A 23,891-nucleotide genomic window follows, 5' to 3' on the forward strand; every position below is an offset into this window, starting at 1 on the left:
GCTCTCATTTCAGGGCGCCGGCGAGGAGTCCCCGCACGAAGAACCGGTGGAGGAAGACGAAGATGAGCATCGGCAGGGACATGGCGACGAACGCCGCCGCCGTGAGCAGCTCCGCGCCCTGGCCGGTGGAGGTGTTGACCAGGTTGGCGATGGCCACGGTCAGCGGCGCGACGGTGGGATCGCCGCCCAGGAAGATCAGGGCGATCAGCAGGTCGTTCCAGATCCAGATGATCTGGAAGATGGCGACCGAGGCCAGGGCCGGCCGGGCCAGCGGGAGCGCGATCCGCACAAACATCTCCAGCGTCGTGGCCCCGTCCAGCTCGCCCGCCTCGAACAGGTCGCGCGGCAGCGCCGCGAAGAAGCTGCGCAGCAGGTAAATCGCGAACGGCAGCGCCAGGCCGGTGTGCACCAGCCAGACCCCGGCGAACGTCCCGGCCAGGCCGGCGCCGTTGTACAGCCGCAGCACCGGGGCCAGCGTCACCTGCACGGGCACCACGGCCAGCGCCAGAATCCCGGCGGCGACCGCGGCCCGGCCCGGGAACTCCATCCTGGCCAGCGCGAACGCCGCCGTGGCCGCCACGCACATGAGCACCGAGACGGCGGGGAAGGTGACCAGCAGGCTGTTGACGAACGCCTCCCCGAGATGGTTGGCGGTCAGGACCTGCCGGTAGTTCTCCAGCGAGAGCGCGCCCCCGTCGGTGAACGCGTGCCACCAGCCGGTGGCGGTCACGTCGTAGGCCGTACGGAAGGAGTTCACGAACAGCCCGAGCACGGGCACCGCCCACAGCCCGCAGATGAGCACGAGCGTCACGTGCACCGGAATCCGCCGCGGGAAGGCCGACCCGACGCGCGGCCGGACGTGCCGGGTAACGGCCGTCACCTCGCCTCCCCGGCGCGCTGCACCCGCTGGTTGAGGGCGATCACCGGGGCCGCCAGCACGACCAGGAGCAGCGCGATGGCGCTCGCCTTCCCGTAGTCCTGGTTCACGAACAGCTGCCGGTACAGCACGTTGGCGATGACATTGGTCTGGTAACTCCCGTTGGTCATGACGTAGACGATGTCGAAGGCCTTCAGCGCGGCGATGGCCACCATGACCGACACCACCAGCAGGGCGGGGCGCAGCTGCGGCAGCGTGATGTGCCGCAGTTCCTGCCACCAGCTCGCCCCGTCCACCCGCGCCGCCTCGTGCAGCTCGGCGGGGATGCCCTTCACCGCCGCCGACAGCACGACCGTGGCGAACCCGGCGGTCATCCACACCCCGACGGTGATCAGCGCGGGGTTGCCGGTCCGCTCGTCGGCCAGCCAGGCGATCGGCTCGGCCGAGGTGAGCGCGGTCAGAACGGCGTTGAGGGTGCCGGTCTGCGGCAGCCCCGGTGGGGCGTAGTCGTACATGGACCGCCAGATGACGGCGCCGGACACGAACGAGATGCTCAGCGGCGCGATCACCGCCGCCTTCGCCGCCGCCTCGTACCTGACCCGGTCGCCGAGCAGCGCCACCACCAGCCCGACGGCCGTGCAGGCGGTGACCAGCACGACCAGCCAGAGGGCGTTGTTGGCCAGCGCGTCGTGGACCTCGGGGTCGCCCGCCAGGTAGCGGAAGTTGTCCAGCCCGGCCCACCGGTCCCCGGCCGCGTCCCGGAAGCTGAGGAACACCGTGGAGAGCAGCGGCCAGAGCAGGTACACCCCGAGCAGGGCCACCGCCGGGCCGAGCCAGACCGCCGGCCGGGCCGCGCGCCCGGCCCGGCGGGGGAGGGCCCTGCTCAGCCGCTCGCCGCACCACAGCCAGGCGTACAGCAGAACCGGCGCCCCCAGCGCGCAGCCGAAGGCCAGCAGCAGTGTCACGTGCGTCTCACTTCTTCCAGAGGGTCAGTACGCGGTCTTCTGGACCTGGTCGAGCTCGGCCAGCAGCCGGTCCAGGCTCCCCGGATCGCGGACGTAGGCCACGACGCTCTTGTGGAAGGCGGCCGACATCGGGGCCGGCATGCCGTCCTGCGCGCCGTAGACCACGGTTTCGGCGGAGGTGTACAGCTCCGCGGCCTTGCGGGACAGCACCGAGGTGTAGTCGGCCAGGGCGGTGCGCCTGCTGGGGCCGATCCACTGCCCGGTGCCCGCGATCAGCGAGCTGAACGCGGGGGAGGCGACGTACCGCATCAGCGCCCGGGTCTGCGGGGTGTCGCGCAGCGCGCCGAACATCTCGCCGGAGGTCACCAGCGCCGGAGCCCGCCCGGCGGCCGTGGCGGGGAACGGGAAGAAGTCGATGTCCCTGACCGGCTGGACGTCCGGCACGGTCTGCGCCATCGAGTTGCCCAGCCAGTCGTTCTGCACGTGCAGGTAGCAGGCGGGGGGTTTGCTGAACAGGCCGACCGGGCTCTTGGCGAAGTTGGCGGTCAGCACGGCCTTGGACCCGCCGCTGACCAGCTTGGCGTCGGTCGCGTACGCGCCGAACGCGGCGAAGGCGGCCCGGACCTGGGGCGAGGTCCACGGGAGCCGCCCCTGCCACCACTGGTTGTAGGCGTCGGCGCCGGCCTGTTGCACCATGAACTGCTGGATCCAGACCGCGCCTGGCCAGCCGCTGGTGGGCCCGGACTCCAGGCCGATGCACCAGGGCGTCTTCCCGGCGTCGGCGGACTTCCTGACCCAGGCGTCCAGGTCGGACAGGGTGCCGGTGGTGGGGCCCTGGTACGACTTGGGGTCGTACCAGACCAGTCCGGCGACGGCGGAGGTGCCGGGCAGGGCGTACAGCTTGCCGTCGGCCGAGCCGAGCTCGACCAGCCCGGCCGGGAAGTCCTTCCGTACCGCGGCCACGTCCACGATCCCGTCCAGGGCGATGAGCTTGCCCTGGACCGCGAGGCTGTGGATCTGGCCCGCGCTGGGGTTGGAGACCACGTCGGGCGGGTTGCCGCCGGCGATCCTGGTCTGCAGGACGGCGGTGAGGTCCTGGGTGCCCTCGTACTTGATGGTGATGCCGGTGGCCTCCTCGAACGGCTTGAAAGTGCTCAGGTACGCCGTCAGGTAGGGCCCGCTCAGCACGCCGAGGATGCTGACCGTTCCCCCGATCCGCTTCCCGTCCGCGGCCTGCGCGGCGGCGGCGTGCGCCGCGTCGACGGCTTTGGGAGCCGCGGAAGGGGGCGCCTGCCGGGGCACGGCGGCGCCGCCCCCGCAGGCGGTGACGAGGAGGGCGAGGAGAGGCAGGAAGGTTCGTTGGACGGCCATGGTGGCTCCTTATTGCCGAGCCGGTGAAATCCGAGCCGGGGGGTGGAGACCTCAGTGAAATGCCGCCGAAACGAAACTGTCAACTGCTTCTGTCGAAGCACTTCGATGCTTATCTTGGAGCCGTTGACCTGGCCGGTGAGACTGCCTGGAGGCTCCGGACGTGCCGGAAAGAGTGACGATCTACGATGTGGCCGCGCGGGCGGGGGTCAGCATTTCCACCGTCTCGCTGGCGATGAACTCGCCGACCCGGGTCAGCCCGGCCATGCGCGCCCGGGTGTACGAGGCGGCCGACGCGCTCGGCTTCGAGCCCAAGACCGAGGCGGTCGCCCGGGCCCGGCGCGGCGTCGGCCGGATCGGGGTGCTGGCCCCGTTCAGCTCCTACCCGTCGTTCTACGCCAGGCTCAACGGGGTCTTCGCGGCCGCGCGCGACCATCCCACCGAGATCGTGCTGTTCGACCACCCGTGGGCCGGCGCCGCGTCACCGCTGCTCAGCAGCCTGCCCAGGTCGGGCGGGCGGCTGGACGGCCTGATCGTCATGGGCGTGCCGATGGAACAGGCGGTCGCCGACCGGCTGCGCGAGTCGTCCATGGCGATCGTGCTGGTCGAGGGGCGGCACGACCACTTCGACTCGGTGCGCGTCGACAACGTCGCCGGGGGCCGCCTGGCCGCCGACCACCTGGTGGAGCGCGGGTACGAGACCTTCGGCTTCGTCGGCGAGGCCCAGCGCTCGCACCGCTACCGCTCGCCGTCGGAGAACCGGCTCCAGGGGTTCCGGGAACGGCTGGACGAGCTCGGCAAACTCCTGCACCCGCAGAACATCACCCTGATCAACCTGCACGGCGAGGACCCGCCCCAACTGCCCAGACTGCTCCGCCCGCCCGCGGCCCTGTTCGCGCACAGCGACACCGTCGCCGCCCGGGTGCTGCGCGAGATCCGCTCCCGGGGGATCAGGGTGCCGCAGGACCTGGGCCTGATGGGCTTCGACGACAGCGAGCTGGCCACCGGCCTCGATCTCACCTCGATCCGCCAGCCCCTGCACGAGTCGGGCAAGCTGGCGGTCGAACTCCTCCTGGACCGCCTCCGCGACCGCGACGCCCCCGCCCGGGAGATCTCCCTCAGCCTCCGGCTGACCCCCCGCCTCACCACGGCGACCCCCGGCTAGGCCGCCGGAAGGATCTGGCGGAGCACTCCCGGCGGGTTGGCGCGGCGGCTCCACTCGCGGGGGTAGCCCAGCGAGACCTCCTCGAACCGTACGCCGTCGTACCAGGTGGTGCGGGGGATGTGCAGGTGGCCGTAGACGACGGTGACCGCGTTGAAGCGGATGTGCCAGTCGGCCGTGCGCTCGGTGCCGCACCAGATGGCGAACTCGGGGTAGCGCAGCACGAACGTCGGGTCGCGGACCAGCGGGTAGTGGTTGACCAGCACGGTGGGCAGCGCGGGGTCGCGTTCGGCCAGGCGGCGTTCGGTCTCGTCGACGCGGGCCTCGCACCAGGCATCGATGCTCGGGTACGGATCCGGCCGCAACATCATCTCGTCGGTGCAGACCACCCCCGCCTGCTGCGCCACGGCCAGCGCCTCGGCCTTGGTGGTCACCCCCGGTGTGCGGAAGGTGTAGTCGTACAGCAGGAGCAGCGGCGCCACGGTGGCCTGGCCCTGCCAGACCGGGTACGGATCCTCCGGCGTCACCACCCCCAGTTCCCGGCACGCCTTCACCAGCCGCTCGTACCGCTCCACGCCGCGGGAGCCGTCCGTGTCGGCCGGATGGGTCCACAGGTCGTGGTTGCCCGGCGCCCAGACCACCTTGGCGAACCGGTCGGCCAGCAGGCCCATCACCCACTCGAAGTCCGCGATCTTCTCCGAGACGTCCCCGGGCACCAGCAGCCAGTCCCGCGGCGTGCGCGGCCGGAGCCCTTCGACGATCTCGCGGTTCTCCGGATAGCCGATGTGCAGGTCGCTGATGGCCAGCAGAAAGCTCATGAACGGCAGTCTCTCAACTCAACCGCGCCGATGGCACCTGAGCCCCCGCCACCGGGAGTGAGACCGGCTCTCCGCGTGATCACCTCAAGCCGCACGGCCGCCGGTGCGGCAGGTGTAACTTTCAGCTATTCGGCGTCAGCCACGGGGGGACTGGATGACCAGCGGCACGGCCACCGAGATCGTCTTTCCGCCTCGGGCGCTGGTCCTGCTCACCGGCCTGCCCGGCGCCGGCAAGAGCCACCTGCTCACCCAGCTGTACGGCCTGAGCGGCGCCGAGCCCCGGCCGCTCCGCGTCGGCCAGACCCTGGTGATCGACTCCCGGCAGGCCCGGGTGCGCTGGGCCCGCCTGCTGCCCCGGTTACCCCGCCGGGCCCAGACCCTGGTGGTCCACCTCAGCCACGTCTCCCGGATCGCCCGCGCCCTCCCCTTGGGAGACGCCGTGGTGGCCCACTCCCGGGCCGCCTGGCCGCACCTGCTGTACGGCTTCGCGCTGCTGGCCCGGCTGACCGGCCGCCCGTTCCACGTGCTCATGCTGGACGTGCCGCCGGAGACCGCCTGGGCGGGACAGCTGGCCCGCGGCCGGGCGGCCTCCCCGGCCTCCTTCGCGCGGCACCGGCGCCGCTGGGAGGTGCTGCTGTCCCAGGCCAGGAGCGGTTCGCTGCCGCCCGCGCACGGGGTGCACGTGATGGACCGCCCGGCCGCCGACGTGCTGCGCCGCATCGAGTTCCGCTGAAACGTTCACGCTTCGAGCAGGCGGACGCCCGCTCGTTGTTGACCTTCCGGAGCGCCCGGTCTACGATCCACCTGGCCCGGACCGAAAGATTTTCGCCTGTTCATTGAAAACTTTCGTGACCGGCGGACGTGACAAGGCCAACCTCCCAGGGGGCGCGCGGGTCCGTAAGGTCGGGACGGATCCGCGCGCCCCGACCCCCGCTCGTTTTCTGCCGGTCTGGGGTGGTTTCGGCGGTGGGCGATTCTGTCGGTGGCAGGGTGCACGATGGCTTCATGAGTGACGCCCCGCACGCCACGCCCCTCGCTGACCAGGCCGCCTACGCCGAGGCGGTCGCCGCGGCCGTCGCCGCCGCGGCGGCCTACTACACCGACGGTTCCTCGCCGCTCGACGACGACGCCTACGACCGGCTGGTGCGCGGCATCGAGGCCTACGAGGCGGCCCACCCGCAGCAGGTGCTGCCCGGCACCCCGACCGGCAAGGTCGCCGGGGGAGCGGTGGTGGGCGACGTGCCGCACACGGTGCCCATGCTCAGCCTGGACAACGTGTTCTCCGCCGCCGACCTGGTCTCCTGGGCGGCGGGGCTGGAACGGCGGCTGGGCCACCCGGTGGCGCGGTGGAGCGTGGAACCCAAGCTGGACGGGCTGGCGGTGTCGGCACGCTACCGGGCCGGGCGGCTGACCCAGCTGGTCACCCGGGGCGACGGCGTCGCCGGGGAGGACGTCTCGCACGCCATCGGCACCGTGCTCGGCCTGCCCGCCACGCTGACCGAGCCGGTCACCGTGGAGATCCGCGGCGAGGTGCTGATGACCGCCACCCAGTTCGAGGCCGCCAACGCGGCCAGGACGGCGCACGACGGCGTCCCGTTCGCCAACGCCCGCAGCGCCGCCGCCGGCACCCTGCGGGCCAGGGAACGCGCCTACAAGTGCGAGATGACCTTCTTCGGGTACGGTGCGCTCCCTTTCCCGCCCGACGACGACTCCGAGCTCGCCGGGCGGCTGCGCGTGCTGGCCCACAGCGAGCTGATGGACCTGGTGGCCGCCCTCGGCGTGGCGACCACGGCCGCCACGCCGGTGGCCGGAACCACCGCCACCACGCTCGACGAGATCCAGGCCAGGATCGGGGAGATCGCGGCACTCCGCGCCGAGCTGCCGTTCGGCATCGACGGCATCGTCGTCAAGGCCGACCTCGCCGCCGACCAGGAACGGGCGGGCTTCAGCTCGCGCGCCCCCCGCTGGGCCACCGCCTACAAGCTGCCCGCCACCGAGAAGATCACCAAACTGCTCGCCGTCGAGTGGAACGTCGGCCGCACCGGCGTCATCGCCCCCCGCGCCGTCCTGGAGCCGGTCCGGCTGGACGGCAGCCTCGTCACCTACGCCACCCTGCACAACCCCGCCGACATCACCCGCCGGGGCCTGATGCTCGGTGACTCCGTGACCGTCTACAAGGCCGGCGACGTCATCCCCCGCATCGAGGCTCCCGTGGTGCACCTGCGCACCGGGGACGAGCAGCCGATCGCCTTCCCCGAGCTGTGCCCGCGCTGCAACGGCGAGATCGACACCTCCCAGGAGCGCTGGCGCTGCGTCCGCGGGCGCGCCTGCCACGCGGTCGCCTCCATCAGCTACGCGGTCGGCCGCGACCAGCTCGACATCGAGGGGCTGGGCGGGACCCGGATCGTGCAGCTGGTCGAGGCCGGGCTCATCGCCGACTTCGCCGACCTGTTCACCCTCACCCGCGACCAGATCCTCGGCCTCGACCGGATGGCCGACATCAGCACCGACAACCTGCTCGCGGCCATCGCCAAGGCCAAGGAGAAGCCCCTCAACAAGGTCTTCTGCGCCCTGGGCGTGCGCGGCACCGGGCGGTCCATGTCCCGGCGCATCGCCCGGCACTTCGGCACGATGGAGGCGATCCGCGCCGCCGACGTGGCGGGTGTCCAGGCGGTGGAGGGCATCGGCCCAGAGAAGGCCGCCGTCATGGTCGAGGAACTGGCCGAGCTGGCCCCGCTGGTCGAGAAGCTCGTCGTCGCCGGGGTGAACATGACCGAACCCGGCGTGACCCCACCCGACGAGACCTCCCCCGCCGAAACCTCCGCCCTGCCGCTCTTGGGAATGTCCGTGGTGGTCACCGGCTCGATGGCGGCCCGCTGGCCGAGCTGTCCAGAAATCAGATGAACGAACTGATCGAACGCGCCGGAGGCAAGGCGTCCGGGAGCGTGTCGGCGCGGACGTCCCTGGTCGTGGCGGGCGAGAAAGCCGGATCCAAGCGGGAGAAGGCGTCGGCCATGGGCCTGCGGATCCTCAGCCCGGAGGAGTTCGCCGAACTGGTCACAGACTTCATCTAGCCCGTCGCCTTCCCGCGGAGGAGGGGGTGGAAGATGACGCCGGCCAGGCCCAGGGCGATCAGGGGGAGGGGGATCGGCAACAGGGGAACGGCGATGATCGCTGCTGCGATGGCCAGGATGCCCAGCGTGCCGCGCATGCTTCCGGGGTGGTGGGGGCGGATGTGGACCCACCAGACGCTGACCAGGAAGACGGCCACCGGGACGGCGGTGGCGGCGGCCGCGGCGTAGGGGCCGACGTGGGCGGTATGGGTGTGATAGTCGATGGAGACCGCCAGACCGGCGCCCACCGCCGCGGCGGAGGCGAAGATCAGGTAATGGCCGTAGCCCCACGGGAAGGCGGTCCGGTTGGAGGTCAGCAGGGGGTGGGCGGGCCGTTCGAAGTAGAGCCACCACATGGCGAAGACGATCACTGTGCCGCTGACGGCCACCCAGAGCAGCGGGACGGGGGCGATGCCCCGGGCCAGGCCGGTCTGGATGGCGACGGTGGCCTGGAGGATCGATTCGCCCAGGACGATGATGGTGAACAGGCCGTAGCGTTCGGCGATGTGGTGCGGGTGCCAGGTGGTCGGCTGGAAGCGTTCGGCCCAGAGGGGCACCGCCAGTTCGGCCGCCGCCAGGGCGAAGAAGGTCACCAGGCCCGCCGTGCCGGTCAGCCCGGTCAGCTCGGCGAGGGCCAGCCTGGCCAGCCAGCCCGCCTGGACGACCGCGATGCCGATGGCGTACCGGGTGGCGCAGGAGCGCCCGGCCGGGTTCTCCCGGGCGGCGCGCAGCCAGAGCGCCACCATGGCCAGGCGCATCACCGCGTAGCCCAGGGTGATCAGCCCGAAGTCCTCGTGCTCGAAAGCCCGGGGGACCCCGGCGGCCAGGATGAGCACGCCCACGATCTGGATCAGCACCAGCAGCCGGTACGGCACGTCGTCGGTGTCGTACGCGGAGGCGAACCAGGTGAAGTTCATCCAGGCCCACCAGATGGCGAAGAACACCATCAGGTAGTGGAGCACCCCCGCCCCCGCGTGGCCCTCCGACAGCGCGTGGTGCAGGCTGGCCGCCGCCTGGGCCACCCCCACCACGAAACACAGGTCGAAGAGCAACTCCAGCGGCGTGGCGGCCCGGTGCCCCTCCGCCCGGCTCCGCCCGGCCATGACCTGTCGCCAGGCCGGCCTTCTTTCCGGGCTGACGGCGGGCTCGCTCATCGCCGCTCCTGCCCGGGTAGACCTGACGCCGGGTGGGCTTGGTACATGGCTGCTCCCGGGGAAAGCTCGCGGACTCGCCGCCCGATCGTAGTGCCCCGGGGTTACGGCGCGGAAAATCGCGTTGCGGCGGCGTCGGCGGGTGGCTGAGACTGTGCCGGTGCTGATCCGACGAGAGACACCCCAGGACGTCGCGGGCGCTTTCGGCTACGCCAAGCCGTTCGACGAGCTCTGATCAGGCCGGGCGCAGGGCGGCCAGCTGCTCGGCGAACGGGACGACGCCCTTGACCTCGGGGGCCGCCGCCGGCGGGCGGTGCCGGATGAGGGCGGCCAGTTCGCCGGCCGCGCGGGTGATCCGGCCGGCCAGCGAGTTCTCCGTGCCGGAACCCCAGTCCTCGGCGGAGGCGTACACGGCGGTGGGGGCCACGATGGCGCGCAGGTAGACGAAGAGCGGGCGCAGCGCGTGCTCCAGCGCCAGGGAGTGGCGCGCGGTGCCCCCCGTCGCCCCGATCAGCACCGGCTTGCCGGCCAGCGCGGTGTTGTCGATCACGTCGAAGAACGACTTGAACAGCCCGCTGTAGGACGCGGTGAAGATGGGGGAGACCGCGATCAGCCCGTCCGCCTCGGTCACCGTCTCGATGGCCTCGGCCAGGGTCGGCGCGGGGAACCCGGTGACCAGGTTGTTGGCGATGTCCACGGCCAGCCCGCGCAACTCGATCACGCGGACGTCCACCGTCGTGTCCCCGGCCTCCGTCAGCCGGACGCGGACCGCCTCGGCCAGGCGGTCGGCCAGCAGCCGGGTCGAGGACGGCTGGCTGAGCCCGGCGGTCACCACGGCAAGCTTCACGGAGTGCATGTGCGTCCTTTCTCGACAGACTTCAGACGGTGACCGCGGCGGCGGCCCGGGAGCGGAGGAACTCGTGGGTCGGCCCGGCCGGCACCTCGGCGGGCCGGTTGACCGCGAACTCCCGGCGCAGCACCGGGAGGACCTCCTCGCCGAGCAGGTCCAGCTGCTCCAGCACGGTCTTGAGGGGCAGCCCGGCGTGGTCCATCAGGAACAGCTGCCGCTGGTAGTCCCCGAAGTGCTCGCGGAAGGTCAGCGTCTTGTCGATGACCTCCTGCGGGCTGCCCACGGTGAGCGGCGTCTGCTCGGTGAACTCCTCCAGCGAGGGCCCGCCGCCGTACACGGGGGCCTTGTCGAAGTACGGCCGGAACTCGCGGACCGCGTCCTGGGAGTTCTTCCGCATGAACACCTGGCCGCCCAGACCGACGTAGGCCTGCTCGGGCGTGCCGTGCCCGTAGTGCGCGTATCGCTCCCGGTACAGGCTGATCAGCCGCTGGAAGTGCTCCTTCGGCCAGAAGATGTTGTTGGCGAAGAAGCCGTCCCCATAGTACGCGGCCTGCTCGGCGATCTCCGGGCTGCGGATGGAGCCGTGCCAGACGAACGGGGGCACCCCGTCCAGCGGGCGCGGGGTCGAGGTGAAGCCCTGCAGCGGCGTGCGGAACCGGCCTTCCCAGTCGACCACGTCCTCCCGCCAGAGCTGGTGCAGTAGCGCGTAGTTCTCGATGGCCAGCGGGATGCCCATCCGGATGTCCTGCCCGAACCACGGGTAGACGGGACCGGTGTTGCCCCGGCCGAGCATCAGGTCCACCCGGCCGTCGGCCAGGTGCTGGAGCATCGCGAAGTCCTCGGCGATCTTGACCGGGTCGTTGGTGGTGATCAGCGTGGTGGCGGTGGACAGGATCAGCCGCTCGGTGCGGGCCGCGATGTAGCCGAGCATGGTGGTGGGGGAGGAGGGCACGAACGGCGGGTTGTGGTGCTCGCCGGTGGCGAACACGTCCAGGCCGATCTCCTCGGCCTTCAGCGCGATGGTCACCATCGCCTTGATGCGCTCCCGCTCGCTGGGGGTCCGTCCGGTGGTCGGGTCCGGCGTCACGTCCCCCACGGTGAAGACTCCGAACTGCATCTGGTCCACCGATCCTCCTCATTTCTGGATTCAGCCTGCTCAGCACCAGGACACGGCAAGTTATTCCGCGCCGCAACAATCATGACCGCTACGATTGGGGCCCATGACCGAGGTGGAGGGGCCGGTGATCCGGACCATCTCGTCCAAGGTGGTCTACGCCAACGCGTGGATGACCGTACGGGAGGACGAGATCGAGAGGCCGGACGGGTCTCCCGGGCTGTACGGATACGTCGACAAACCGGATTTCGTCCTGGTGATCCCCATGGAGGGGGACGGATTCCACCTGGTAGAGGAGTACCGGTACCCCATCGGCCGCCGTACCTGCAGTTTCCCGCAGGGCGTGGCCGTGGCGCGGGACCGGGAGGAGGAGGCCCGCACCGAGCTGGCCGAGGAGACCGGGCTGACCGCCGACCGCCTGGAGTGGCTCGGCCGCCTGGACAACGCGCACGGCACCACCAGCCAGGGCTTCCACGTCTTCGTGGCCACCGGGCTCACCCCGGGCCCGGCCCGGCGGGAGGCGTCCGAGCAGGACATGACGCACCGCTGGGTGTCCAGGGCCGAGCTGGAGCGCATGATTCACGACGGCCGCATCGGGGACGCCTGCTCGATTGCCGCATACGCCTTGCTGCTTCTGCGTGAGCGAACCGCCAAGTAGTGCTTTATTGGAAATATCCAAAGATGCTTGGGGGCGGATGTGCGGCGGGACGGACAGGTGCTCATCTTCGATGCGGATGACACCCTGTGGGAGAACAACGTTCTGTTCGAACGGGTCATCGAGGACTTCTTCGAGTGGCTGGCCCACCCGACCCTGGCCCGCCCGCAGATCCGGGTCATCCTGAACGACATCGAACGGGCCAACGCGGCCGCGCACGGCTACGGCAGCAAGGTCTTCCTGCGCAGCCTCGCCGAGTGCCTGGAATCGCTGTACGAGCGCCCCGCCACCGAGGCGGAGCGCCGCCACATCGACGGGCTCGCCAACCGGCTGGTGGCCCGCGAGATCGAGCTCCTGCCGGGTGTCGCGGAGACCCTGGCCGACCTCGGCGCCCGTCACCGCCTGCTCCTGCTCACCAAGGGCGACCCCACAGAACAGCAACGCAAGCTCGACGCATCCCAACTTGCCCGATTTTTCGGAAATGTCCATATTGTTCCGGAGAAGGAGGTGGAGGTGTACCAGCGGCTGGCCCGGGAGCACACGCTGGAGCTCGCCGCCACCTGGATGATCGGCAACTCCCCGAAATCCGACATCACCCCGGCCAGGCAGGCCGGCATGAACGCGGTCTTCATCCCGCACGAGCACACCTGGGTGCTGGAACACGCCGAGCTCGACCCGCACGACTCCGGGGTGCTCCGGCTGACCCGCTTCCCCGAACTGCTCAACCACTTCTGAAGCCCGCAACCTACGCTTTCCCAACCACGGCGCCTCGGCGAGGGGGTCCCGGATGTCAGGAAGTCCACGGTACGTAGCGGTGTCACTGGCGGGGGAACGTGCCAGAGAGTTCGCGGAGGAGCGCCGCCGCAGGATCGACGAGCGCCGCCGCCAGGAAGAGGAACGGCGCAGGGTCCGCGCCGCCGCGCACGCGGCCCGGCTGGCCGCCGAACGGGAACGCCTCTCCGGCCGCCTGGTCGCGCTGGCCCGCCGCGCCGAGGCGCTGGCCGGTCCACGGGTCTCCGGCGGCGCCGAGGACGCCCGCCAAGGCGTGCTCCGCACCCTGGCCGTGCTCGGCACCCGCCTGGCCCGGGTCGCCAACCAGGCCGACGCCGACGCGGTGCACCTGGACCTGGTGGCCGCCGCCCGCCGCCTGGAGGCCGTACGGGCCGGTCTGGCCGCCGTGCTGACCGAACAGGAGCGGGCGGCGGCGCTGGTCCTGGCGGAGAACCTGCTCGGCGAGTGGGCCAACCGCACCGCGCTGGACGCCGACGGCGCCCAGGCCGTGGCCGACCAGCTGGCCCGGGTCCGCGCCGAGCTCGCCGACGCCCGGGCCTTCCGGTTCGGCTACGCCCGCCTCAACGACCTGATGGGGGAGCATCTGCTGGTGGTGGCCCGGCGCACCGCGCTGCTGGCCGAGGCACGGGAGAGCGCCGCCGAGGCGGGCGAGTCCGTGGAGGCCATCCTCACCGAGGCCGCCGACTCCGGCGTCGACCTGCCCGGCGGCCAGGCTGCCCAGGAGGCCCGCCACCTGCTCGCCGAGCACCTCGCGGCCGGCCGTTTCCAGGAGGCCGCCCACGGCGCTGTACTGCTGGCCGGCTCCGCCCCCGTCCTGGAGAAGGCCCTGGAAGACCGCCTGGACCCCCGTGAGCTGGCCCGTCACCTGATCGAGGCCGCGTTACGCGCCGGCTTCGAGGTCCCTTCCCGTAACCCGGGCTCCGGCGGCCAGCTGGTGGAGATCGTCGCCGACACCACCGGCGCCCGCCTCTGCTTCCCCGGCGCCGAACCGGCCCAGGTGCCCGACTTCCTGGGGAGACTCAAGAAGGAGGGCGTGCTAGCCGACTGACTCCCGCCGGGCCAGCACGATGGTGATGTTGTCCCGGCCGGAGGCCGCCATCGCCATGGCCCAGAGTCGTTTGACCGCCTCCGTGTCGTCCTGCGCCTCGTTGAGCACCGCCGCCATCTCGGCTATCGGCACCAGGTCGCTGAGGCCGTCGCTGCAGACCAGCCAGCAGCCGGTGCGCAGGCCGGCGCCGGTGTGCACGTCCAGTTCCAGGCCGTCGCCGCCGATCACCTGGGTCACCAGGTGGCTGGGCTCGCCCCAGGTGGGGGAGTCGTCCTCGGAGAGCTGGCCCAGGATGCGGCCCTCGTGCCGGTAGATCCGGGAGTCGCCGACGTTGAACCAGGTGGTGGCCTCCGCGGTGAACAGCAGCCCGGCCACCGTGGTGGACATCCCGGTCAGGCCCGGCTGCCCGGCGGCCAGCGCGGTCACCTCGGCGTCGATCTCCTTGATCAGCTCGGGCAGGCCGGCGGGCTCGCCCGGCAGCCGGTCCCCGGCCAGCGCCTGCGCGGTGTGCGCGGCCGCGATCTCCCCGCCCGGATGCCCGCCGAGGCCGTCCGCGACCGCCACCACGGCCGGGCCGGACAGGGTGAGCGCGTGGCTCACCGGCTCGGCCAGCGACACCTCCGACAGCACCAGACCGGCGGCGGCCACCGCATCCTCGTTGTGGTCGCGCACCGCGCCCACGTGCGTCAACGCCGTGACGACGAGCCGATCATCCATAGAGCTGACAGTATTGATGACAAGGGCGTGCTCTGGACAGCCACTGCGGCGAGTCGTGTCCATGGAACGGTTACAGGTCTTCCCACAGCCGGTCCTCCGGCAGTGTGGACGGTGGGTCGCCCACCCGGGTGGCCAGGGCCAGGGCCTCGGCCAGCAGCGGGTGGCCGTCCCCCAGGGCGGGCTTGCGGTGCGGCAGCGCCTTGCGGTCCAGCAGGGGAGCCAGCAGCTCCCGCACCTCGCCCGCGTGCCCGGTCCTGGCCCGGTGCAGCGCGCTGTCCAGGCGACCGGCCAGCAGCAGCGGGTGGGTGGGGTCCATCGCCTCCTTGCCCAGCGCGGCCAGCGCCGCCGCCGCGCTCTCCGCGGCCACCTCCTCGCCCAGCGCGATGGCCGCCCGGGCCGCCAGCAGCAGGGTCGCGGCCTGTCCTGGATGGTCGTCGTCGAGGTCGTGCTCGGTGGCCGCGATGGTCTCCAGCAGCCGCGCGGCGGCCTCGGCGTCCCCCAGGGCCAGCAGCGCGCCGGCCCGGACCCGCCGCGCCGCCCGGTCCGGCGGCAGCAGTTCGAGTTCCTCCAGCGCCGCAGGCACGTCCCCGTCGGCCACCAGCGCCCGGGCCCGGAGCAGGAGGGCCTCCTGCCTGAGCCGGGGCGAGACCCGCTCGGCGAACCAGTCGCCCACCACGACGGAGTCGGCGAGCAGCCGCACCGCCTGGGCGGGGAAGCCCGCGGACAGTTCGATCTCGGCCAGCCGGACCAGGTCGTACTGCGGCCAGTAGCCGTCGGTGGGCAGGTGCAGGGCGCGCAGCCGCATCGCCTCGGTGAGCTGGTGCCTGGCCTGCGCCGGATGGCCGGCGGCCAGCAGCGCCTCGGCCAGGGTGACCCGCGCGGAGGCGGTGTTGACGTTGTCGGGGCCCAGTCGCTCCTCCCGGTCGGCGACCACCTCCTCGGCCCGGACCACCCCCTCCACCACCCGCCCGGACTTGGTGGAGGCGGCGGCCAGCGCCTGCCGGGTCAGGGTGAGCCGCCGCCACCCGGCGCTCAGCCCCGTCGTCGCCACCCCGGCCGCCCGCTTCTCGGCCACCGTCAGCAGCCGCGCCCGCCCGGCCGCCGGGCGGCCCTCCTCCACCAGCACCTCGGCCAGGTTGTGCTCCGCCCTGGTCAGGTACGCCTCCCGGGTCTCCTCCGGCAGCTCCCCGGCGATCTCCTGGGACGCCTCGAAGCAGGCCCTGGCGGCCCCGGTGTCGCCCAGCCTGAGCAGCGCCAGACCCCGGCGGCTGGTCACGTCGAAGCGGGCCCTGGCGTCCCTGGCGTCCCCGGGACGCGCGGCCAGCAGCCCGTCCAGCTCGCCGCCGACCTGCGCCCCCCTGGCCAGCAGCGGCGTCTCGTCCAGCAGCACGTGGAAGACCACCGCCAGCGCCCTGGTCCTGGCCCGCCGGTCCCCGGCGACGCGGTGGGTGAGCTCGGCGGCCCGCTCCGCGGTGTGCAGCCGGTCGGCCCACTCCCCGGCCAGCGGCACCAGGTCCCGCGCCATCCAGTACGCGGCCAGCGCCTTGGCCTGGTGGTCCACCGGCCCGTCCTGGTCGTCCACCATGGCGCGGAAGGCCAGCTCGGACAGGCGCTCCGCGCTGGTGACGGCCCAGTCCTGCGGCGGCACGGTCACCGTCAGCGCGGCCTGCCGCAGCCGGGGGGCCAGGTACTCGGCGTACGCGGTGATCCGGCCCTCCCAGCCGGCGGCGGCGGCGCGGCCGAAGGTGCCCGGCTGCCAGCCGGGCGGGGTCTGGGCCGCCGACGGGCGTTTCTCCGAGGTGGAGATGTCGCCGATGCCGAGCCGTACCTGGGTCAGCATGAACCGCTCCAGCTGGTGGAAGCGGGCGATCCTGCGGAGCGCGGACGTCACCACGGCCTGCGCGTCCAGCATGGCGGCGGTGGCCGGTGGCGGCGGCTCGTCGGCGGTGAACTCGTCGAAGGCGTGTTTGACCGCCAGCGCCACCAGCACCCGGCGGCTGCGCACCTCGTTGTAGAGCCAGACCGCGCTGCGCCCGCTGTCCTGGTCGGCGCCGCGCGGCAGCCTGACCCGTTCCGCCACGTCCTCGGCGCGTACCTGGTGGTAGTCGTTGCGGCGGAAGGCCGCGGCGGACGCCGCGGCGATCGCGGCGAGCCTGCGCTCTTGGGCCAACATCGACTCCCCCTCGGGCGAATCCGGTGAATTTATCTCACTATGGCTGAGCGAACCTTAGGCTCCGAACCTGACTCTGACAAGCCCGCAGGCCCGGAACGGCTGTGCTGACCTGCGCCTTTTCGGTCATCAGTGCGGCGAGGCGACCGCGGTGAAGGCCGCCCACGTGCCCGGATGACCAGCCGAATCCAACCAATTCCAGTAGTCCGAATCCTTGGCGGCCAGCGCCGCCCTGGCCCCGCGCAGCCGTTCGCCTTCCGCGCTCGCGGTGCCCCGCCCGAGCAGGCGGAGCACCGCCCGCTCGTGCTGTGCCCGGCTGCGCCGCCGGAACACCTCCTGGGTGCGCCGCAGCGCCTCCGGCACGGAGCCGCAGCGGCGCAGCCGCCGGTGGAAGTCGGCCATGAACACCGCCGTGGCCAGGTCGTGCACCGGCCAGAGCGCCACCACCGCCGCCCCGGCCCCGGCCGCAAGCACGCCGCGCAGCAGCCCGCGCACGTCCTCGCCCTGGGCCAGCCCTCCCTGCCCCGTACGGCAGGCGCTGAACACCACCAGGTCGGCGTCGAGCGTGGCCCCCGCCAGGTCGGCCACGCTCAGCGACTGCCCGTCGGACAGGAGCACCGCGGAGGAGAGCGGGCTGGCCTCGTTCAGCCAGGCATGGGTGGCCAGGTGCACCACGGTGGCCTCGCGCGCCTCGCGGAGCACGGCCTCCCTGGTGGCCTCCGCGCCCAGCAGCACCCGCGCCTGGCCGGGGAAGGCAGCGGCCACCGCGTCCACCTCCAGGCCGCTGGCGGGCAGCCGCCTGGCGTGCCGGACCGGCAGGCCCGCCCCGCCGGGGGAGCGCATGAACACGGGGTCGCCGACCGCCAGGAGGCGTCCGGCGGCCAGGTGCTCAGGCAGTACCGGACGGAGCGAGGCCAGCGCGCTCGCGTCGGGGAGCACCGAGAGGGTGCGCTGGGCGGCCAGCGGCGCGCCGCGCCAGGGCAGCGCCGCGAAGGGCAGCGAGTGCAGCGCGCCGGACGGCACCAGCAGCACCCGGTCGGCGGTCAGCAGCGAGCCGTGCACGGGGGTCAGCAGCAGTTCGGCCAGCGCGGCGGCGGGCCGGCCCGGGTGGCCGCCGCCCGCGCACGCCTGGCGGACCCGCTGGACCAGGCCCTCCACCCCGGTGGCGGTCAGCGAGTGGCACTCCCGCAGCCCGGTCCTGTCGATCGCCCAGACCAGCAGCTCGTCCTCGCGGAGCAGGTAGGCCACCAGCAGCGCGCCGGGCGGCAGCAGCCGGGCCGCCTCGGCCACCCCGATCGGCTCGGCCCGCGCGTCCAGCGCCCGCCACAGGGCCGGGCGCTCCCCGGCCAGTTCCTTCTCCAGCCGGGCCAGCTCGGCCTCGGCCTCGGCCAGCCGCCGCTCCAGCCGGGAGTCCGGCGGCTCGCCCGCCACCTGCCTGGCCGTGCTCAGGTGCTGGCAGAGCGCCACCTCGGCGGTCGCCGTACGCCAGAGCGCCAGCTCACGGACCTCCGGCTCGCCGGTGGCCCGGCGCGTCTCAAGCAGGGTCAGGAAGGACCTGGCCCTGGACCGCTCGGCCACCAGGAAGGCCTCCTCGGCCAGCGCGCGGGACCGCGCCGCGTCCTCGATCCGGACCGCCGCGGCGGCCTGGAGCAGGCAGCGCGCGGCGCCGAACCGGATGCGGGCCACCGTGTGCGGGTCCGGCTGGGCGCGGCGCACCGAACCCTCCCGCCGCACGCCCTTGCCGGCCTGGGCGTCCCTGACCACGTTGAGGGCGCGCAGCGCCTCCCGGTAGAAGGCCACCGCCCGGCCGAAGCCGATCCCCGGCCCCTTGCGGCGGGGCCCGGCCGCCAGGCCGCGCGCGGTCTCCGCCTCGATCTCCAGCGCGTTCCACGGCTCAGGCGAGCGGCGCCACCAGTCCTCGCCGAGCCGCCCGCGCAGCGCCTGGAGCTCCTGCTCGGCGTCGGTGTGGGCGTGGAAGGTGGTGAACGCCAGGGCGGCCGTCTCGTGCTCCTCGGGGCCCGTCCCGCCGCGCGCCCGCGCCCGGGTCACGTGCGCCCGGTACACCGCCGCCGCCTGGGCGCGCTCCCGGCGACCGCCGAGCACGGTGGCCCGGTGCACGTCGCGCCACTCCGGGTCGGCGCGGTCGGCCGCCGCCATGGCCTCGTCGAACAGTTCCTCGGCCCGGCCCGCCTCGCCCCTGGCCAGCGCCGCCCTGGCCCGGAAGGTCGGCGCCTGCACGTCGGTGATCTCCAGCACGTGACCGGCCTTGCGGCCGAGCACCCAGGCGGCCAGCAGCTCGGGCAGGTCGGGGGCGGCAAGATCGGAAGGGTCCGCCGCGGGATCGAGGGTGGCCAGCGCGTTGTCGTCGCCGAACGCGGGCAGCCCCGCCATGGCCGCGCGGATGCGGTCGGCGGTGCGGCGCAGGCCGTCGGGGTCGGCCCGCCTGACATCCAGCGGATGCAGGTCGAGCAGCAGGATGGCCACCAGCCGGATGCTCTCCCGCAGGTCCGGCTCCGGCCGCCGCCGGATGCCGGCCTCCAGTAGCGTGGCGGCCTGCTCGAAGGCCGCCCTGGCCCCGGCCTGGTCGCCGATGCGCAGCCGCAGGGTGCCCAGGTCGGCCGCGCACTGCGCCTCGTTCCCCGGGTAGCCCAGCGCGGCGTGGATCTGCCTGGCCAGCAGGTGGCAGGCCTCCGCGCGGGCGTAGTGGCCGGTGGCGGCGGCGTGGTGGCCCTCCTGCGAGCAGAGCGCGCCCAGCCCCTCGGCCACGCTCAGGCTGCCGGGGCCGTGCGCCCAGGCGGCCAGCCGGGCGGTCTGGCCCTGCGGGTCGAACGGCGTGTCCGTCGCGATGGTGGCCAGCGCCAGGTGGACCCAGGCGGTCCAGCGCAGCTGCCGGTCCCCGGCCGCCACGGCCAGTTCCACCGCCTCGGCCGCCAGCGTCACCGCCTCGTCGTCCCGTCCGGCCAGCCGGGCCAGGAAGGAGCGGCGCAGCCGCAGCCCCGCCCGCAGCCGCCTGGCGGTCACCCCGGAGCCGGTCAGCACCAGCTCGGCCCGGTCGTAGGCGGCCGCCGCCGCGGCCGGGTGTACCCGGCGGCCGGGGAAGACGCGGGTCCCGGTGCGGTCGGTGTCGGGGCCCAGGCTGAGCACCGGCCAGTGGTCAAGCAGCAGCGGGGAGGTGCGGACGGCCGCCGCCCAGTCGCCGCGCATGATCTGGGACTGCGCGTACCCGTGCGGGTCGGCGGCGCACCGCTGCTCGGCGTCGGTGAGCAGGTCGGCGGCGGTCTCGTCCAGACCGGCCTCCCGGTGCAGGGTGGCCATCGCCCGGGAGACCAGCGCGGTGACCGGGGCGGCGGCCGGGATCTGGCCGAGCGCCCGGTGCAGCGCGGCCAGGTCGCTGGTGAGGAAGACCAGTTGCTCGTCCAGTTCGGCGGGGGACAGCCCGGTCCCGGCCGCCGCGCGCAGCGCCGACTGGGCGTGCGGCAGCTCGGCCATGATCCTCAGCGTCACCCCGGCCTGCAGGTCCAGGCCGAGGTCGACGTTCCCGCTGTCGCGGGCCGCCTGGTAGGCCAGCTCCAGCCGGGTCTCGTCCATGGCGGCGGTCTCCAGCCAGGGCTCCCTGGCCTCGATCTCCGGGGCGATCGGGCCGCAGCCGTCCGGCCACAGGCCGTACCGCCCGACCCTGGCCAGCCGGGTCCAGGCCAGGCAGCGCACCAGCAGCGCCGAGCCGTGCGGGACCAGCCAGCCGACCCGGTCCAGCAGGGCGAGCGCGGCGCCCTGGTCACCCGCCAGGACGGCCGCTTCGGCCTGGGCCAGGAGCAGTTCGGGGGAGCCGCCGGGTGACTTCCCGGCCGGTCCACCGTACGCGGGGGAGAAGAAGTCCACTGGAATCCACTGTTCCGATCTGTGACCGGGGCTCGCTCAGCCGAGCCTCCAGGCGCTGACGTCCAGAATCAACGTGCCGTTCCGCTCCATCCCGGTGCCGGGGAGCAGGGCGATGTGGCCGCCGCACCGATCGGTCTCGGCCGCCGTGGCCGGGGGCGTGCGACGCACCATGAGCAGCACGGCGAGCCCCGCCGCGAGGGCGACCACGAACGTGGTCAGGATGCCGACCAGCAGATACAGGCTCCGGGGAACCCGGGGGCGTGCGACGGTCACCACGGGCGGGAGGGTTTCCCGGGCCGGATCGCGGGGGAGGGTCCGGTCTTGGCGTTGCTCTGACATTGCCTGGCCGATCACTTTAGGGGAGCCTGGTTAGGCGGCGTTGATGTTGTTCAGTCAGATTGACGATTCCCAGGGCAATTTGGTTTACCCCACTATTCTGCCACGACGAGCCGTTCGTGGGGGTGGGTGGATCGCAGACCGGATGATCCGGGTTTGGCAGACTTGGCGCTGTCCGGTCTGACCGGCTCTGCCGGGTACTCGTGGGAGCGTGCAAAGTCATGGTTCATGAGCGAGCGGGACAGCCCGCCCAGCCTTCCGACCTCGCCGACATCGCCCGGCTCGTCACCGCGTACTACGCGCTCCACCCCGACCCCGAGCAGCCGGGGCAGCGGGTGGCGTTCGGCACCTCCGGGCACCGGGGCTCGTCCCTGAACACGGCCTTCAACGAGGACCACATCCTCGCCACCAGCCAGGCCATCTGCGAGTACCGGGCCGCCCAGGGGGTGGACGGGCCGCTCTTCCTGGGCGCCGACACGCACGCGCTCTCCGAGCCCGCCAAGGTGTCGGCGCTGGAGGTGTTCGCGGCCAACGGGGTGCGGGTGCTGATCGACAGCCGGGACGGGTACACGCCCACCCCCGCCGTCTCGCACGCCATCCTCACCCACAACCGGGACCGGTCGGGCGGACAGGCCGACGGCGTGGTGGTGACGCCCTCGCACAACCCGCCCGCCGACGGCGGCTTCAAGTACAACCCGCCACACGGCGGACCTGCGGGCGGCGAGGCCACCTCCTGGATCCAGGACCGCGCCAACGCGCTCATCGCCGGCGGGCTCAAGGAGGTCAACCGCATCCCGTACGAGCGGGCGCTGCGCGCCGACGGCACCGGCCGCTACGACTTCCTCGGCCGGTACGTGGACGACCTCGGCGCGGTGGTGGACCTGGCCGCCATCAGGAAGGCCGGGGTGCGGATCGGCGCCGACCCCCTGGGCGGGGCCAGCGTGGCCTACTGGGGCGAGATCGCCGAACGGCACCGCCTCGACCTGACCGTGGTCAACCCCCTGGTGGACCCGGCCTGGCGGTTCATGACCCTGGACTGGGACGGCAAGATCCGCATGGACTGCTCCTCGCCGTACGCGATGGCCTCGCTGATCGCCAACCGGGACGCCTACGACGTCTCCACCGGCAACGACGCCGACGCCGACCGGCACGGCATCGTCACCCCGGACGCCGGGCTGATGAACCCCAACCACTACCTGGCCGTGGCCATCTCCTACCTGTACACCAACCGCCCCGACTGGCGTGCCGACGCCGGGGTGGGCAAGACCATGGTCAGCAGCAGCATGATCGACCGGGTCACCGCGGGGCTCGGGCGGCGCCTGGTGGAGGTGCCGGTCGGGTTCAAGTGGTTCGTGCCGGGCCTGCTCGACGGCTCGATCGGGTTCGGCGGCGAGGAGAGCGCCGGGGCCTCCTTCCTGCGCCGGGACGGCTCGGTCTGGACCACCGACAAGGACGGCCTGATCATGGCCCTGCTGGCGGCCGAGATCACCGCCGTCACCGGGGTCAGCCCCAGCGTCATCTACGCCGGGCTGGCCTCCCGGTACGGCGACCCCGCCTACGCCCGGGTGGACGCCCCCGCCAGCCGCGAAGAGAAGAAGGTGCTGGCCGGGCTCTCGGCCGAGCAGGTGACCGCGGCCGAGCTGGCGGGCGAGCCGATCACCGAGGTGCTCACCAGCGCGCCCGGCAACGGCGCCGCGCTCGGCGGCCTCAAGGTGGGTACGGCCAGCGCCTGGTTCGCGGCCCGGCCGTCCGGGACCGAGGACGTCTACAAGATCTACGCTGAATCTTTCCAGGGGCCCGGACATCTCGCCCAGGTTCAACAGGAGGCCCGGTCGGTGGTGTCGGCCGCGCTCGGCGTGAGCTGATTGACGGGTCTGGGGCCAAAGCTGGGAAGATGCGGGAATGCCGCTGTTTGATCTTCCGGTGTCGGAGTTGCGACGCTACGCCCCCCAGGTCGATGAGCCAGGGGATTTCGATGAGTTCTGGTCGGCCACCCTGGCCGAGACCCGCGCCGCCGCCGAACTGGCGCCGGAGTTCGTCCCGGTGGACACCGGGCTCGAACTGGTGGAGGTGTTCGACGTCACCTTCTCCGGGTTCGGCGGGCAGCGGATCCGCGGCTGGTTCCTCGTTCCGGCCGGGCGGCCGGGGCCGCTGCCGTGCGTGGTGCAGTTCCAGGGGTACGGCGGCGGGCGGGGGCTGCCGCACCAGTGGCTGTACTGGGCGAACGCCGGGTACGCGCACCTGTTCATGGACACCCGAGGGCAGGGGAGCGGGTGGTCGTTGGGGGACACCGCTGACCCGGTGGGGTCGGAGCCGGCCCACCCCGGGTTCATGACGCGGGGTGTCGGGGATCCGTCGACGTACTACTACCGGCGGGTGTTCTCGGACGCGGTCCGGGCGGTCGAGGCGGCTCGGGCGCATCCGCTGGTGGACGCCTCGCGGGTGTTCGTGACCGGCGGCAGCCAGGGAGGCGGCATCACGCTGGCGGTGGCCGGGCTGATCCCGGACCTGTCAGGCGCCATGCCGGACGTCCCGTTCCTCTGCGACTTCCGCCGCGCAGTAGAGATCACCCCCAACGACCCTTACACCGAAATATCCCGCTACCTGAAGGTCCACCGCGACAAGGTGGCCTGCACCTTCCGAACCCTCTCCTACTTCGACGGCGTCTCCTTCGCCCGCCGAGCCACCGCCCCCACCCTCTTCTCCGTCGCCCTGATGGACCAGACCTGCCCACCCTCCACCGTCTACGCCGCCTACAACGCCTACGCCGGCCCCGACAAACGGATCATCGAATACCCCTTCAACGACCACGAAGGCGGCGGCCCCTTCCACGACCGCGAACAACTCACCTGGGTCCGCACCCGCACCTGAACGTT

The 23,891-nt window shown here is 72.8% G+C and carries 20 protein-coding genes; 9 read left to right on the plus strand and 11 right to left on the minus strand.

The genetic code is table 11. The annotated features are described in order from the left end of the window. Positions 1 to 4 precede the first annotated feature (4 nt). Genes KIP79_RS46310 through KIP79_RS00515 form a run of 3 tightly spaced genes read right to left on the minus strand, consistent with a single transcriptional unit; the run spans position 5 to position 3,213 of the window. A complete protein-coding gene (locus KIP79_RS46310; protein ID WP_214102648.1) occupies positions 5 to 880 on the minus strand; it encodes a carbohydrate ABC transporter permease in 876 nt (291 codons plus the stop codon). Then, complete coding sequence (locus KIP79_RS00510; protein ID WP_214102649.1) at positions 877 to 1,842, minus strand: carbohydrate ABC transporter permease; 966 nt, start codon at positions 1,840 to 1,842, stop codon at positions 877 to 879. Before KIP79_RS00510 ends, KIP79_RS46310 begins: the two co-directional genes overlap by 4 nt. A 24-nt stretch (positions 1,843 to 1,866) precedes the next feature. Continuing rightward, positions 1,867 to 3,213: an ABC transporter substrate-binding protein gene (locus KIP79_RS00515; protein ID WP_214102650.1), complete on the minus strand. Its 1,347-nt coding sequence runs from the start codon at positions 3,211 to 3,213 to the stop codon at positions 1,867 to 1,869. Positions 3,214 to 3,373: 160 nt separating this feature from the next. Here KIP79_RS00515 and KIP79_RS00520 point away from each other — a divergent pair, with 160 nt between their 5' ends. After that, complete coding sequence (locus tag KIP79_RS00520) at positions 3,374 to 4,375, plus strand: LacI family DNA-binding transcriptional regulator (protein ID WP_214102651.1); 1,002 nt, start codon at positions 3,374 to 3,376, stop codon at positions 4,373 to 4,375. On the opposite strand, the gene KIP79_RS00525 is transcribed toward KIP79_RS00520, so the two are convergent. After that, positions 4,372 to 5,190, minus strand: coding sequence for a metallophosphoesterase family protein (locus KIP79_RS00525; protein ID WP_214102652.1), 819 nt, complete (start codon positions 5,188 to 5,190; stop codon positions 4,372 to 4,374). The genes KIP79_RS00520 and KIP79_RS00525 overlap by 4 nt on opposite strands. A gap of 154 nt (positions 5,191 to 5,344) precedes the next feature. Here KIP79_RS00525 and KIP79_RS00530 point away from each other — a divergent pair, with 154 nt between their 5' ends. The 3 genes from KIP79_RS00530 (at position 5,345) to KIP79_RS46315 (ending at position 8,264) form a co-directional block, all read left to right on the plus strand. Next, positions 5,345 to 5,923, plus strand: a complete 579-nt coding sequence (locus KIP79_RS00530; RefSeq protein WP_214102653.1) for an AAA family ATPase — start codon at positions 5,345 to 5,347, stop codon at positions 5,921 to 5,923. A gap of 272 nt (positions 5,924 to 6,195) precedes the next feature. Beyond that, positions 6,196 to 8,094 carry an NAD-dependent DNA ligase LigA gene (ligA, locus tag KIP79_RS00535; protein WP_250212473.1) on the plus strand — a complete coding sequence of 633 codons (1,899 nt, stop codon included), beginning with the start codon at positions 6,196 to 6,198 and terminating at the stop codon, positions 8,092 to 8,094. Further along, the gene (locus tag KIP79_RS46315) at positions 8,091 to 8,264 is read left to right on the plus strand and encodes a BRCT domain-containing protein (protein WP_250212474.1); all 174 of its coding nucleotides are present in this window, start codon (positions 8,091 to 8,093) and stop codon (positions 8,262 to 8,264) included. The genes ligA and KIP79_RS46315 overlap by 4 nt, the downstream gene beginning before the upstream one ends. Here the strand turns inward: KIP79_RS46315 and KIP79_RS00540 are convergent. The 3 genes from KIP79_RS00540 to KIP79_RS00550 form a co-directional block, all read right to left on the minus strand. Beyond that, positions 8,261 to 9,457 carry a low temperature requirement protein A gene (locus KIP79_RS00540; protein ID WP_214102654.1) on the minus strand — a complete coding sequence of 399 codons (1,197 nt, stop codon included), beginning with the start codon at positions 9,455 to 9,457 and terminating at the stop codon, positions 8,261 to 8,263. The genes KIP79_RS46315 and KIP79_RS00540 overlap by 4 nt on opposite strands. A 232-nt stretch (positions 9,458 to 9,689) precedes the next feature. After that, positions 9,690 to 10,310, minus strand: coding sequence for an FMN reductase (locus KIP79_RS00545; protein WP_214102655.1), 621 nt, complete (start codon positions 10,308 to 10,310; stop codon positions 9,690 to 9,692). A 22-nt stretch (positions 10,311 to 10,332) separates the two neighbouring features. Beyond that, on the minus strand, positions 10,333 to 11,421 hold the full coding sequence (locus KIP79_RS00550) for an LLM class flavin-dependent oxidoreductase (RefSeq protein ID WP_214102921.1): 1,089 nt from the start codon (positions 11,419 to 11,421) through the stop codon (positions 10,333 to 10,335). A 103-nt stretch (positions 11,422 to 11,524) separates the two neighbouring features. On the opposite strand from KIP79_RS00550, the gene KIP79_RS00555 reads away from it, so the two are divergent. Genes KIP79_RS00555 through KIP79_RS00565 form a run of 3 tightly spaced genes read left to right on the plus strand, consistent with a single transcriptional unit; the run spans position 11,525 to position 13,913 of the window. Further along, entirely contained in the window at positions 11,525 to 12,076 is a 552-nt protein-coding gene (locus KIP79_RS00555; protein WP_214102656.1) for an NUDIX domain-containing protein, read from the plus strand. 57 nt (positions 12,077 to 12,133) lie between these two features. Beyond that, positions 12,134 to 12,808: an HAD family hydrolase gene (locus KIP79_RS00560; RefSeq protein WP_308169486.1), complete on the plus strand. Its 675-nt coding sequence runs from the start codon at positions 12,134 to 12,136 to the stop codon at positions 12,806 to 12,808. A gap of 52 nt (positions 12,809 to 12,860) precedes the next feature. Further along, the gene (locus KIP79_RS00565) at positions 12,861 to 13,913 is read left to right on the plus strand and encodes a hypothetical protein (protein ID WP_214102657.1); all 1,053 of its coding nucleotides are present in this window, start codon (positions 12,861 to 12,863) and stop codon (positions 13,911 to 13,913) included. Here the strand turns inward: KIP79_RS00565 and KIP79_RS00570 are convergent. The 4 genes from KIP79_RS00570 to KIP79_RS00585 form a co-directional block, all read right to left on the minus strand. Further along, positions 13,902 to 14,630: a PP2C family protein-serine/threonine phosphatase gene (locus KIP79_RS00570; protein WP_214102658.1), complete on the minus strand. Its 729-nt coding sequence runs from the start codon at positions 14,628 to 14,630 to the stop codon at positions 13,902 to 13,904. The two genes, KIP79_RS00565 and KIP79_RS00570, sit on opposite strands and share 12 nt — an antisense overlap. Positions 14,631 to 14,700: 70 nt before the next feature. Further along, complete coding sequence (locus KIP79_RS00575) at positions 14,701 to 16,803, minus strand: tetratricopeptide repeat protein (RefSeq protein ID WP_214102659.1); 2,103 nt, start codon at positions 16,801 to 16,803, stop codon at positions 14,701 to 14,703. A 126-nt stretch (positions 16,804 to 16,929) separates the two neighbouring features. After that, positions 16,930 to 20,679 (minus strand): CHAT domain-containing protein, encoded by a 3,750-nt coding sequence (locus tag KIP79_RS49115; RefSeq protein WP_214102660.1) that lies wholly within the window; start codon positions 20,677 to 20,679, stop codon positions 16,930 to 16,932. A 36-nt stretch (positions 20,680 to 20,715) separates the two neighbouring features. Next, a complete protein-coding gene (locus KIP79_RS00585) occupies positions 20,716 to 20,955 on the minus strand; it encodes a hypothetical protein (protein WP_214102661.1) in 240 nt (79 codons plus the stop codon). A gap of 281 nt (positions 20,956 to 21,236) precedes the next feature. Between KIP79_RS00585 and pgm the strand changes: the two genes are divergently transcribed. Both pgm and KIP79_RS00595 read left to right on the plus strand, forming a co-directional pair. Further along, positions 21,237 to 22,880 carry a phosphoglucomutase (alpha-D-glucose-1,6-bisphosphate-dependent) gene (gene pgm / locus KIP79_RS00590; protein ID WP_214102662.1) on the plus strand — a complete coding sequence of 548 codons (1,644 nt, stop codon included), beginning with the start codon at positions 21,237 to 21,239 and terminating at the stop codon, positions 22,878 to 22,880. A 37-nt stretch (positions 22,881 to 22,917) separates the two neighbouring features. Beyond that, on the plus strand, positions 22,918 to 23,886 hold the full coding sequence (locus KIP79_RS00595; protein WP_214102663.1) for an acetylxylan esterase: 969 nt from the start codon (positions 22,918 to 22,920) through the stop codon (positions 23,884 to 23,886). The last annotated feature ends 5 nt before the right edge of the window (positions 23,887 to 23,891 follow it).

Origin of the sequence: Acrocarpospora catenulata (assembly GCF_018476525.1) — a bacterium.
GTDB classification, from domain to species: Bacteria; Actinomycetota; Actinomycetes; order Streptosporangiales; family Streptosporangiaceae; genus Acrocarpospora; species Acrocarpospora catenulata.

Bases quoted from the DNA above. Each gene is read 5' to 3' on its own strand.
- KIP79_RS00515 (WP_214102650.1), bottom strand. From the start codon at position 3,213: ATGGCCGTCCAACGAACCTTCCTGCCTCTCCTCGCCCTCCTCGTCACC.
- KIP79_RS00525 (WP_214102652.1), bottom strand. From the start codon at position 5,190: ATGAGCTTTCTGCTGGCCATCAGCGACCTGCACATCGGCTATCCGGAG.
- KIP79_RS00530 (WP_214102653.1), top strand. From the start codon at position 5,345: ATGACCAGCGGCACGGCCACCGAGATCGTCTTTCCGCCTCGGGCGCTG.
- ligA (WP_250212473.1), top strand. From the start codon at position 6,196: ATGAGTGACGCCCCGCACGCCACGCCCCTCGCTGACCAGGCCGCCTAC.
- KIP79_RS46315 (WP_250212474.1), top strand. From the start codon at position 8,091: ATGAACGAACTGATCGAACGCGCCGGAGGCAAGGCGTCCGGGAGCGTG.
- KIP79_RS00540 (WP_214102654.1), bottom strand. From the start codon at position 9,457: ATGAGCGAGCCCGCCGTCAGCCCGGAAAGAAGGCCGGCCTGGCGACAG.
- KIP79_RS00545 (WP_214102655.1), bottom strand. From the start codon at position 10,310: ATGCACTCCGTGAAGCTTGCCGTGGTGACCGCCGGGCTCAGCCAGCCG.
- KIP79_RS00550 (WP_214102921.1), bottom strand. From the start codon at position 11,421: ATGCAGTTCGGAGTCTTCACCGTGGGGGACGTGACGCCGGACCCGACC.
- KIP79_RS00555 (WP_214102656.1), top strand. From the start codon at position 11,525: ATGACCGAGGTGGAGGGGCCGGTGATCCGGACCATCTCGTCCAAGGTG.
- KIP79_RS00565 (WP_214102657.1), top strand. From the start codon at position 12,861: ATGTCAGGAAGTCCACGGTACGTAGCGGTGTCACTGGCGGGGGAACGT.
- KIP79_RS00570 (WP_214102658.1), bottom strand. From the start codon at position 14,630: ATGGATGATCGGCTCGTCGTCACGGCGTTGACGCACGTGGGCGCGGTG.
- KIP79_RS00575 (WP_214102659.1), bottom strand. From the start codon at position 16,803: ATGTTGGCCCAAGAGCGCAGGCTCGCCGCGATCGCCGCGGCGTCCGCC.
- pgm (WP_214102662.1), top strand. From the start codon at position 21,237: ATGGTTCATGAGCGAGCGGGACAGCCCGCCCAGCCTTCCGACCTCGCC.
- KIP79_RS00595 (WP_214102663.1), top strand. From the start codon at position 22,918: ATGCCGCTGTTTGATCTTCCGGTGTCGGAGTTGCGACGCTACGCCCCC.